Genomic DNA, 10,680 nt, shown 5'->3' with positions numbered 1-10,680 from the left:
GCCTATGCTCCGCGAGGGCGCCGGACGACCGGCGACGCGCAGTCGCGCTTGCGGGCTTCGCCCGTATGCAAAACGCAAACGTCGCCTTGGCACAAACGCGACGATCTTCGGATCGCGCTTGAACAGCTTCTCGATTTGAACGTGCGTTTTGCCGACCTGGTGGTTATGGCGGAGCGGCTGCACCCGATCCCATTCCGAACTCGGCCGTGAAACGCTCCAGCGCTGATGGTACTTCGTCTCAAGACGCGGGAGAGTAGGTCGCTGCCAGGTCTGCAAAGCGCATGTTCACCTCACTTCCAGATCCACAGGATCCGGATGAAGACAATCTTCTCTCTACGATCTTAAGGCCCGCCAAACGGGAGCCTGGGCCGCGCAAGCGGCCCTTTCATTTGGCGGCTCTTGAATCAGGTAAGATCAAACTTACCTCCAAGGACGCAAGCAAACGCTTGCTCGTAATCGCAAGCAAACGCTTGCTCGTAATCGCAAGCAAACGCTTGCTCGTAGTTGACGCGGGGTGGAGCAGCCCGGTAGCTCGTCAGGCTCATAACCTGAAGGTCACAGGTTCAAATCCTGTCCCCGCAACCAATTTTGTCATAAATCAATAACCGCCTCGGTCTGACCGAGGCGGTTTTTTGCGTTTCGAGACGCGCGAGTGATCTTTGATACACATGAAGCTGGTGAGGCGGGCTGCTAAAACTGTGCTGCACTCGGTGATTGTGCCCTCATAGAGAAAGTTTTGCGGCATGCTCGAACCGGTCACGTGAAGCGGCCGCTTTGCGCCCTAATCTCAGACGTTCCAATGAGCATACCTGAACCTGCGCGTTTATCCGTCCACCACAAGGTCAAGGAAGGCGTTGGCCGCCTCGACCATCCCGATCGCGGGGGAACCTTGGAGATCTAATAGACCACCGCTGGGAACATCGCCGTTGGGAACAATGTCTTTCGGGCGTAGTTCGGTAGCGTCCAGGCGGAGAGCGGCCAATCATGTGTCTACAGCAAACGACCGGAAGTTCGCGGCCTAAGCCCGACGGCGGACCAGGCCAATTTTCATTCCTTGCGCAACCCTGTCGGCAAGCAGGTGGACCCACAAGCTGATGCGAGCACGTCGTGCGCGGCCGTATGACTCTTTTCAGTTTCGTGACAGCGCTGAAAGCGACGTCCGGGATCCCAATCGCTTTTCGGCAAGCGATGCAGATCAGCTCGCCTATGGAGAAGACGATGCCAATCACAAGAGTTCGAAGGGCACATTCACGCCAGATAAGGTGAGGTTTTTGAGGCACGTGCTGGAAGCTGGCGCAACGACCAATGAAAGCGAAGCCCAGAGAGAGGCGCGCTCATTGCGACTGGTCGCCAATTACATGACCGACATGTCAGACGAGCGGGAGTTGAGGGAACTCTCGCATAAGCCGCTTGGTAGGTAAAATTGCGTCGATCCCGGAAGAGCAACAGCTGGGCAGGACGTAATTGGCGCGTTGGCGTACAAGGTGTCGATGCTGCCGTTGAGACGACTGCCGATCCAGTGGCGGGCAATCATCCTCTCTTGGATCGGCAATGACCAGCGATCCTCTTGTTCCGCTCGCGAAATCCATTCGAGAACGCGACGCGGTGCTGTTTGTTGGGGCAGGCGTCTCGATGAGCGTCGGCCTGCCGTCCTGGGAGAAGCTGATCGAGCGAATGGCGGATGAACTCGGCTTGGAAGTGGACCTTGGCAGGCAACGCGGCCGCTTCCAGACTCTGGCCGAGTATTACCGCATCGAGCATGGCAGCATCGGACCGCTGCGCAGTTGGATGGACCGGCACTGGACCGTCAGCCGCGATAAGATCGAACAGTCCGAATTGCACCGTCTCATCGTCGCGCTGAACTTCCCGGTGATCTATACGACGAACTATGATCGAAACCTTGAAGTCGCCTTTGAAATACATGGCGTCGAATACGTGAAGGTGGCCAATGCGAGGGATGTCTCGAAGGCTCGCAGGGACGTCCCCTACATCGTGAAGTTCCACGGCGACTTCGATGACGATTCCTCCTTAGTCCTCACGGAAACCGATTATCTTGATCGACTGTCGTTCGACTCGCCGCTCGACGTGAGGTTCCGTTCGGACGCATTGGGCAGTACGGTTCTGTTTATTGGCTACAGCCTTTCCGACCTGAACATCCGGCTGCTTCTGCATCGGCTTTGGCAGACTTGGAGCCGGTCGGGCTTTGAGGCGGATCGGCCCCCCTCGTTTATCTTCATGGCACATCGTGATCCTGTCGAGGAAGCTGTGCTGGCGCGTTGGGGCATTACGGCGGTGACGGGCGACGATCCAGATCCTGAGACGGGACTACTTAATTTCCTTTCTCGCCTCGCTGACCTTGTATACGCCAACCGAATGAGCCGGCCCGGGTCTGCCGCCGGGAGGCGAGGTGCGGCCGGGCCTACCCTCACCGAGTGACGGCGGCTCGCCGAAGATGGGGTGGATAGGTTAAGGTTTCTTAGGTTCGGGCGCTGCTTCAGCTTACGCTGGCCTACATATGGCTTGCGTTTACGGAGCTCACGTGACATCGAGCAACAAATCGCAGGCCAACTTTTCAGCGGATAGATGTTCCGGCACCCGCTCTAAAAGGCCGTCGCTTGTGCGCAACCTCAAATGTGCCGACCGCACCCGAAGGGCCTAATTTAAGGTTGTACGCCGTCCGGTTTTGTCATGGCGCACGGACGGCCGCGGACATCTCCCTCGCCCAAACACGAGGCGCTGAGATGCACAGCCAAGTCCTAGAACCCTCCCACCTCGACATGCTCACTCGCGTTCTGCACCACGCTGCAAGCAGGACGGGCATCAACTCGACTCGGACGATGCGCAGAACGTCGCCGTGAACTTTGGTCTATCTGTTCCAGAGAGCGATGGTGAACGAGTTTGACCTTATTGGTACCTTGGGGGGCTAGTCGCGCAAGAACCTACGCCGCGTTGGCTGAACAAGCCGCTCGTCCGATAGCAAACTGGCCGACTGCATTGTGGCGGATCGCAAGCTGCTAGATCAAGCAGGCGACCGCAATAGTCGCTTTCTATTCGACCTAATCTTCCCGCCATAGTAACTTACAAACTTGTCTGCTGGTGCGCCCATAGCGAGCATCATAATTGAGCGGCCGGCAGCCTCGATTTTTTCACTGATCATCAACTTAGCTTCGCGTTCAGCCGCTTTGCCGCCACTAGCAATTCGCATACCTCTAAGCCAGATCACTTGCTGCGCCTCCAGTATCGAAAGTGAGAGATCGACTAGATTGAACATTGAGCGCTCCTGATTGGGATGAGAGAACGGCAATCTCGTTCGTCGGTTCCGTCGAATTGGCAGGTCGAAAAACTTCTCTCTGGGAGCGAGTTCAAGGAAGAAGCCGAACGTTCTCTTCGAGACTTGCGCGAGCGGTGACGACCCGATCCTGCCCGAGAAGAAAAAGCCCCGTGGAGAGTTCCACGGGGCCTCATCGATTACAGCGGTGTCGTTCGGCGAACGCGATCGCGTTCCGCTTGGATGTCATCAAAGGGCTCTGCGTCAGGGTCGAATTCCTGTCCATCCGGCGGACTCGTAAGCGCTGCGCCGCTCGTCAAGATGGACCGAACGCTCGCCGCGCAGGATGCGTTCAGCCTCGCCGGTCAGCCGATCGTCCACTCTGGCAGTCACCAGACTGCCTCCGCGGCGAACGCCCTCGGAATAAACATGTGCATCACGTTCCGAAACGCCGGATTCCGTAAGTGCCCCGATTATCCCGCCGGCGGCTCCGCCGACCACGGCGCCACCCACAGCGCCGACCGCCGTCGCAGCGAGCCAGCCGGCCGCCACCACGGGTCCGACGCCAGGTACGGCCATGATCCCGAGCCCGGTAAGGAGCCCGCCCGCGCCGCCGACGACCGCTCCCAGGCCCGCCCCGGCGACGGCATCTTCGCCGGCTTCTGAAATCTCGTCCTGCCGATACCAATTGTCGGAATTATTGGCCACGATGCTGATGTCGTCTCGCGGCACGCCAATCGCCGCGCTGAAATTTGTTCCACGCCCTTGGCTTCGCTTTGGAGCTTGTGTCCGCAGGGGGCTGCCGATGAGAACCGCCAGAGTCCCTTGTGTGCGCTCATTAGCTGCCACCGGCTTTGAGTTCGTGGCAGCCACTGGCAACAAAGCGGATATCTATCTGGCCCGCTGCGCGGCGGCAGGACCCTGCCTAACCCTAAACGCCTAGCTCCCAACGGGCCGGCAAGCGGTTTAGTTCAGCGGATTTGCTGTTCAAGACGCCTTGTAGATGCGCCGTTTGGTTGAGCGGCTAAGGTTATCGGCAATGCGGAGGGGACGGATTGTGCCTGTCTGCTTCCCCGGCTTCGCTCCCCCGGCTGCGAGATGGGAGCAATTCGCAGGCTCACACGTTGGTATTTAACCCTGCGAGAGGACCTCATCATTGGACTCCAGCACCGACCTAGCCAAGTTACGCCGACATGTCCGCATTCTCGTGGACCTTGGCCGCTTAGCGGGCGAGGAAACTCCGCTCAGCCGCTTTCTCGATCAGGCTTGTGTGCAGGTAGCCCGGGCCGTTGAGATAGACCATACAAAGGTCCTTCGCTACCGCCCGCGCACCGCGGACCTGTTCATGGAGGCCGGCTTCGGGTGGAAGGAAGGTACTTTGCGGAACGCTGTTTTTCCGGCGGATCTGCGATCGCCGCCTGGCCGAACTTATCAAACAGCCGAGCCTTTGGTGATTGTCGATGGCGCGGCGGCCGAGCAGGATGGCGAATACGTCTTTTCCGATGTGCTGAAAGAGCACGGCATCAAGTCGCTGGCAAACGTGCCGATCCTCATCAAGGGCGCGGCTTGGGGCGTGCTGGAGGTGGATTCCTCGGTCACCCGCGACTTCAGCGAAGATACCGTCGACTTCATGACGGCTGCCGCCGCCCTCATTGCTTCAGCGATGCGGCGGCCCAATTTGGAGCGAAGCAACGTGGAAGCCACCGCTGCTCTAGTACAGGCGCAACAACAGGAGGTGCTGCTGCGGGAGATGCAGCACCGCGTAAAGAACAACTTTCAGCTCATCCTGGCCTCAATAGCCATCCAGAAGCGGCGCCTTGACAGGTCGGAAGTGCACCGGGCCTTAGAACACGTGGCTAACCGAGTTAATGCCATTTCGCTTGCTCATGACCAACTGGCACCGGGTCAGGACCTCCGAACGGTGGACGTCGCCGGCTATCTGAGGGCGCTGTGCGCTTCGCTTCAGGCGCAGGTGGAAATTGCAACGATTGAGATCGCGGCGGACGAGGTCGAGCTCTCGATTGAACGCGCGGTGCCGCTCGGTCTTATCTTGAATGAAGCCGCAATGAACTCAGTCAAGCATGCGTTCGGGGCGGAGGGCGGGCGAATCGTTGTCAAGCTTGAGTCCGGAATAGGCTACGGCGAGGCACGCCTGACTGTTGCCGATAATGGTCGAGGCATCCAGAATCCCCGACCTGGCGGGTCGGGACAGAAATTGATCCAGGCGCTCGCCCGGCAGATAGGTGGCAAGGTCGAGCAAGAGAGCTCCGCTACGGGCACGACAATCAGCGTGATTTTCCCAGTCATTGCATAGAGCTCCCTCCTCTCGCGGTTTGCGTTGGCTCCCCAGCGCAGATCGATGAGGCGCATCATCCAAATCGCAACGCGGGCTCAGGGCTCACGTACGTCGCCAACATCAACCAGAGACGCGCCTTTGCCGTTGGGCGTGCGCGACGGCGAACTGGATCAGTTGAGTTCCGTCGGGGTCGCCGGGAAGGCCGCGCCGCGTTTCGTGGATTTTGCCGACGCGGCTCAGGATCGCGACGCCGTTCCAGCTTTTCTGACCATGCCAGATCACGTTATAGCCGAGGTCGCGGATCGGCCCTTCCGGTAACTTGTCCTGCGGCGCCTTGAGTTCCTGGAGGCAGGCAATGTCCATTGCTGCCTGTTCCAGCCAGGTTGACGCCGTTGACCTGGTAGGTCGCGATCCTCATGGCTTCATAGGTCCGGCAGGAACTGATAGGCCCGGCCCCAGCCTGCGAGGGCCTTCGATGCGGCGCGCTTCTTCAACTCGGGCGCATCGCCGACATGGAAATGAGAGGGCGCATCGATCGTCTTCATCTCCGCCCAGGTGACGGGTGCTGCGACCGGGGCACCCGGCCGCGACCTGGCGCTAAAAGGCCTGATTGCCGTTGCGCCGCGCTGGTTGCGCAGATAGTCGACGAAGATCCGTCCCTTGCGTTTGGCCTTCGACAACAGGGCCGTGAAGTGGGCCGGGTCGTTCTGCGCGACCGCCTGAGCAAGCCGGGAGGCAAAGGCCTTTACTTCAGTCCATTCAGCCCGGGGCGTGAGCGGCGCGATCACATGCACGCCCTTGCCGCCCATCAGCATCGGGAAGGTGGTCAACCCAATGGATTTCAGTATATCCCGGAACTGGAATGCGGCAGCCCGGACCGCCTCGAATCCAGTCCCTTGTCGGGGTCGAGGTCGAATACAAGGCGGTCGGCCTTCTCGACGTCCTCGATGCGTGCTACCCATCCATGGAACTCGATTGTTCCCATCTGGACACAGGTTAAAAGCCCCTCGGCATCGTCCACGTGACCGATCAGGAAACGTCTCGCGGCACGCTAGAACCGGTCACGCGAATCGGCCGCTTTGCGCCCCAAAGCGGCCGTAAGTTCGGCTTCGCCACTCCCTGGCAGCAGACATCGCCCCGTCGAATCCCTCAATGTAGTCCAGCTTAAATTTTGTGCTGCCTCAGGCACTCAAAGGCCGTCCTCGGAGGCACATGGCCACACCGCTTTGAATCTGCCTTTCGAGGAACTCAGGCGTGGAATTCAGGTGAAATCGCAGGCGTGACCAGCTTGCCGCAATTAGGAATCATCCGTTCAGATCCTCAACCGAGGTCAAAGATCGAGTGAAACGGTGCCTTGCGCGCGGCTGCAACAAGCCAGGACAAAGCCCGCTGACTTTTCTTCGGGCGTGAGTCCGCCGAGATCATGCATTGCGACTGCTCCAGAGAGCTTGGCTATCCGGCACGCACCGCAAACTCCCTGCTGGCAACCGGTGGGGACATAGACACCACACTTGCGCGCCGCGTCCAGCAGGGTCTCTCCGGCCGCGCAGCGATGCTCCAATCCGGAACGGGCGAAATGGACCGAGGACGAAACGGCAGAGGCCACATCCCGAGCAGCACCGCCCAGACCCGCTCCGAAGCTCTCCTCATGATAACCCCGGGGGTCAACGCCTGCCTGGCCAAGACCGTCCCGCAGCGCCGTCATGTACTGTTCGGGGCCGCAGGCGTAGACTGTGCGATCACCAAGATCGGGTACGAGGCGCAGGAGCATGGGGCCGTCTATGCGGCCAGTCGGTCCTGCCCACGAGGGATCTGCCTTGGAACAGACGTATGTCACAGCCATGTTGGGGAATCGGGCAGCGAGCGCATCGAGTTCCGACCTGAAGATGATATCGCGCGGCGACCGTGCGCTGTAGATGAGACGCAGGTCCAGATCGGATGCTCTGTCTGTCAAGGTTCGCAGCATCGATATTAGAGGCGCGATCCCGCTGCCGCCTGCAAGAAAGAGAGGCTTTTCGCCGGGCAAACCGTCGAGTTTGAACGAGCCCCGCGGGCCTTCAATGTTGATTTCGTCGCCAAAGCGCAGATTCTCGTGTAGCCAATTAGAAACGAGCCCGCCCGGTGTCCGCTTGACCGTGACGTGCAAGTCGAGCGGTCGTGTAGGTGGCGACGAAACGGAATAGGAGCGGGCCACCGCAGCGCCATCGATCGTGGGGTGAAGGACCACGTATTGCCCCGCATTGAAGCAGAACATGCGGTCTGAGGCAGCCGAGAACACAAAGGTCTTCACGTCGTGCGTCTCGTCGATGACCGCACGGCAGAGCATTGCCTGTAGCGATGCGTCGGCCCATTGCCGCTGCCGCATCGTCGCGAAAAAATCGGAAGCCGGAAACGAAGTGTGTGCGTTCATGTTTGGCTCTCAATGACGCGCAAACATGGCAGCCGGACGCTTTCCGGAACAGTGGTTCGAGCCCTGCTTTTTAATCGGGAATTTCGATCTACGTCTCGAGGGACATCACCGCCAGCTGCAGCGCACGAAGCCCTTTGCGGATGATCGGCTCATGCTTGCGCCGGGCAAGCATGGCCGTATGGACGGGCTGGTAGAGCGTCGGTGCGCCCTCGACCAGGAATGACGGGCACTCGGCCGTAAACCTGCGGGCATCGTCGTTGCGCATGTAACAACTCCCCCCAGTTCGCCGCAGCATCGCTTCCGCCAGGCTCTCGGATCCCATGGAAAGGCGCGAAATTGCGAGGGAGGGAATAAGCTCCGAATGGGATTTTTCGAGTACGACGGTATAGCCCGGCCGAATGTAGCTGTCAGGATTGACCTCCGACATCGTTCTCGCAAACGTCGAAACCATCACATATTCCTCGACCATGAGGTGCTCGTAGGCAATTTCGGGAAGATACCGCGGCGCATACAGCACCGCTATGTCGAGATTGCCCATGCTGAGATCCGTCACCATCTGATTGGAATAGTCGGATTCCACATGGATCGAGGCTTTGGGAAGCGCCTGACAGAGCGCCTCCACCCACCCAGGCAGCACTGAGCGCGTCATGCCAACCTGTGCGGCCACGCGCAGGGTTCCCTCGAACCGGTTGAATGCGCGCACATCATGGCGCGCCTGCGACCAGGTCGAAAGCATCGCCCGCGCGTAGGCTTCGAAACGTCGCCCCGCCGCAGTCGGCTCAGCGCCGGCGCGACCACGATGGAAAAGCTCCGACCCTACCGCGCTTTCGAGGCTTTTGATCCGAGTGCTGACCGTCGACTGAGTAATGTTCAGCCGGTCGGCGGTCCGGTTGAAGTTCCGCGATTCGATAATGTCGAGGAACGTCTCTATGTGGTCCAGCTGCACGCGTCGCCCCCAATCGAAAAACTCGATCATTACCCAGGGATCATTGGCTTGATCTGACAATTGTCAAGGCGGAAGCTGTAGGAACTAATCGGCAGGTAAAGCCGCCGTCTGGAGAGGGAGCGAAAGCTAAAGTGTTTATCGTCGACTGCGATTGTCACAACTACTGGTCCAGCGCCACGGTATTGGAGCCCTATCTTTCGGGCATCTGGAAGGACATGTTCATTGAGGGCGAGAAGACCGGCCCCAGAGGATCCTTCCCACACGGCCATCGCCCCTGGTTTCATCCGCAGGATTTCTCCCGGAAGGATGTGCGGCCCGAGAGCGAAGCCGACAACTACCGGATCATGAAGGAAAAACATCTCGACAAATACAATATCGGCGCGGCGATCCTGACCGGGGACGAGCCCATTGAAGCCTCCACGCTGGCAAATCCCTACTATGCTAGTGCGCTGGTCAGTGCCTACAATGATTATCAAATCGCGGAGTGGTTGCCGAAGGACAACCGCTTCATGGGTTCGATCATCATTGCGCCTCAGGATCCCAAGCTAGCGGCCGCGGAGATCCGTCGCCTAGGCAGCCATCCTCGCATGGTCCAGGTTCTAGCCTCCCAAGGCTCTGTGAAGCCGTACGGCGATCCCTTCTATCACCCGATCTACGAAGCGTGTGCGGAAATGGGATTGCCGTTCGCCATTCACCTCGGTGGGCATGGCGGCGTTAATTGGAACGCCGTCGCGCCTGCCCCCACAACGTTTTTTTGGGAAACGCACGCGATCCTGCACATGTCGGCGATTAGCCACGTCGCCAGCATGATTGCTCACGGTGTCTTCGAGAAATGGCCGGAACTTTATTTCGTGGTGATCGAATGCGGTGTCGCCTGGGTGCCGACAGTGCTGTGGCGCCTCGACGCCGATTACAAGGCGCTGCGAAAGGAAACGCCGTGGCTGAAGATGCTGCCCTCGGAGTACTGCCGGCGCAACATACGCTTCTCCACGCAGCCGCTGGAGCAGCCCCCCAACGTCCAGCATCTCTGGTCCATTCTGGAAGCGATGGACGGCGAGAACACACTGATGTTTGCGTCAGACTATCCGCATTGGGATTATGACGACGCCAACACGCTGCACATCCCGTCTTCCTGGAGGACGAAGGTGATGGGCCAGAATGCGCTCGACGTCTACAAGCGCATTCCTGCCATCCTGACCGCGAATGCTGCCTGACGGAGCAGAATATGGCCGAGAAAACCTACATCTGCCGCGTCGACGAGATCAAAGCCGGGACACCCTTCATTGCCAAGGTCCGCAGCCTTTCGGTGGGTGTGTTCCGCGTCGGAGAAACCTTCCATGCGCTGCTCAACATCTGTCCGCATCGCGGTGCGCCGCTCTGCGAGGGGCCGCAATGCGGGACAACCGCGCCGGTGGAGGAGGCGCGGTTCATCTATCATCGAGAAAACGAGATCGTGCGCTGCGCCTGGCATGGCTGGGAGTTCGACATCAAGACGGGTTCGGCACTTGTCGACCCAACGGTCCGCGCGCGGACATTCCCCGTCATGGTCGAGGACGGCAACATCTATGTGACGGCATGAAGGCCATACGATCAGCAGTTCGAAGAGGTGAAAAGCAAGGAAGAAGAGCTGACGGATCGACTGCACGACGAGGGTTTAAAAAAGCGCGGAAAAATCCGCCAATGGGAGAACGAAAATGTCAGAATCTGAGTACAAGCTTCGCATCGCGCAAAGTCTGGTCGGGCGTGGCAAGGTTTCCCGC

The 10,680-nt window shown here is 59.3% G+C and carries 8 protein-coding genes, 1 tRNA gene, 1 rRNA gene and 3 pseudogenes; 7 read left to right on the top strand and 6 right to left on the bottom strand.

Features of this window, described 5'->3' with window-relative positions; all coding sequences use genetic code 11:
• Positions 1-155 precede the first annotated feature (155 nt).
• The 4 genes from rrf to LB535_RS22655 all read left to right on the top strand — a co-directional run bounded on the left by rrf (position 156) and on the right by LB535_RS22655 (position 2,436).
• Positions 156-270: ribosomal RNA gene (gene rrf / locus LB535_RS22670) — 5S ribosomal RNA — on the top strand.
• A 238-nt stretch (positions 271-508) separates the two neighbouring features.
• Positions 509-585: transfer RNA gene (locus tag LB535_RS22665), tRNA-Met, on the top strand.
• A 509-nt stretch (positions 586-1,094) separates the two neighbouring features.
• Positions 1,095-1,421 carry a hypothetical protein gene (locus LB535_RS22660; protein WP_224633755.1) on the top strand — a complete coding sequence of 109 codons (327 nt, stop codon included), beginning with the start codon at positions 1,095-1,097 and terminating at the stop codon, positions 1,419-1,421.
• A gap of 130 nt (positions 1,422-1,551) precedes the next feature.
• Positions 1,552-2,436: an SIR2 family NAD-dependent protein deacylase gene (locus LB535_RS22655; RefSeq protein ID WP_224633753.1), complete on the top strand. Its 885-nt coding sequence runs from the start codon at positions 1,552-1,554 to the stop codon at positions 2,434-2,436.
• 583 nt (positions 2,437-3,019) lie between these two features.
• On the opposite strand, the gene LB535_RS22650 is transcribed toward LB535_RS22655, so the two are convergent.
• Both LB535_RS22650 and LB535_RS22645 read right to left on the bottom strand, forming a co-directional pair.
• The gene (locus tag LB535_RS22650; RefSeq protein WP_224633751.1) at positions 3,020-3,271 is read right to left on the bottom strand and encodes a hypothetical protein; all 252 of its coding nucleotides are present in this window, start codon (positions 3,269-3,271) and stop codon (positions 3,020-3,022) included.
• Between the two features lie 197 nt (positions 3,272-3,468).
• Positions 3,469-4,009 (bottom strand): annotated as a pseudogene (locus tag LB535_RS22645) (hypothetical protein); the annotation flags it as partial.
• A gap of 415 nt (positions 4,010-4,424) precedes the next feature.
• Here LB535_RS22645 and LB535_RS22640 point away from each other — a divergent pair.
• Entirely contained in the window at positions 4,425-5,582 is a 1,158-nt protein-coding gene (locus LB535_RS22640; protein ID WP_224611423.1) for a sensor histidine kinase, read from the top strand.
• A 159-nt stretch (positions 5,583-5,741) separates the two neighbouring features.
• Here LB535_RS22640 and LB535_RS22635 read toward each other — a convergent pair.
• From LB535_RS22635 to LB535_RS22620, 4 genes and pseudogenes are all read right to left on the bottom strand, one after another.
• Positions 5,742-5,982 (bottom strand): annotated as a pseudogene (locus tag LB535_RS22635) (endonuclease/exonuclease/phosphatase family protein); the annotation flags it as partial.
• 4 nt (positions 5,983-5,986) lie between these two features.
• Positions 5,987-6,549: pseudogene (locus LB535_RS22630) on the bottom strand (hypothetical protein).
• A 345-nt stretch (positions 6,550-6,894) separates the two neighbouring features.
• Entirely contained in the window at positions 6,895-7,974 is a 1,080-nt protein-coding gene (locus tag LB535_RS22625) for a hybrid-cluster NAD(P)-dependent oxidoreductase (RefSeq protein WP_224633747.1), read from the bottom strand.
• An 88-nt stretch (positions 7,975-8,062) separates the two neighbouring features.
• A complete protein-coding gene (locus LB535_RS22620) occupies positions 8,063-8,950 on the bottom strand; it encodes a LysR family transcriptional regulator (protein ID WP_224611426.1) in 888 nt (295 codons plus the stop codon).
• A gap of 101 nt (positions 8,951-9,051) precedes the next feature.
• On the opposite strand from LB535_RS22620, the gene LB535_RS22615 reads away from it, so the two are divergent.
• The gene (locus LB535_RS22615; RefSeq protein ID WP_224611428.1) at positions 9,052-10,134 is read left to right on the top strand and encodes an amidohydrolase family protein; all 1,083 of its coding nucleotides are present in this window, start codon (positions 9,052-9,054) and stop codon (positions 10,132-10,134) included.
• Positions 10,135-10,145: 11 nt separating this feature from the next.
• Positions 10,146-10,499 carry a Rieske (2Fe-2S) protein gene (locus LB535_RS22610; protein WP_095769888.1) on the top strand — a complete coding sequence of 118 codons (354 nt, stop codon included), beginning with the start codon at positions 10,146-10,148 and terminating at the stop codon, positions 10,497-10,499.
• The last annotated feature ends 181 nt before the right edge of the window (positions 10,500-10,680 follow it).

It is taken from the genome of Mesorhizobium sp. CA10, assembly GCF_020165285.1.
In the GTDB taxonomy this organism is placed as follows: domain Bacteria; phylum Pseudomonadota; class Alphaproteobacteria; order Rhizobiales; family Rhizobiaceae; genus Mesorhizobium.
This window is presented reverse-complemented; position numbering and strand designations above follow the sequence as displayed.

Excerpts from the sequence above, each read along its gene's own strand:
- LB535_RS22660 (WP_224633755.1), top strand. The coding sequence starts at position 1,095 with ATGCGAGCACGTCGTGCGCGGCCGTATGACTCTTTTCAGTTTCGTGAC.
- LB535_RS22655 (WP_224633753.1), top strand. The coding sequence starts at position 1,552 with ATGACCAGCGATCCTCTTGTTCCGCTCGCGAAATCCATTCGAGAACGC.
- LB535_RS22650 (WP_224633751.1), bottom strand. The coding sequence starts at position 3,271 with ATGTTCAATCTAGTCGATCTCTCACTTTCGATACTGGAGGCGCAGCAA.
- LB535_RS22625 (WP_224633747.1), bottom strand. The coding sequence starts at position 7,974 with ATGAACGCACACACTTCGTTTCCGGCTTCCGATTTTTTCGCGACGATG.
- LB535_RS22620 (WP_224611426.1), bottom strand. The coding sequence starts at position 8,950 with ATGATCGAGTTTTTCGATTGGGGGCGACGCGTGCAGCTGGACCACATA.
- LB535_RS22610 (WP_095769888.1), top strand. The coding sequence starts at position 10,146 with ATGGCCGAGAAAACCTACATCTGCCGCGTCGACGAGATCAAAGCCGGG.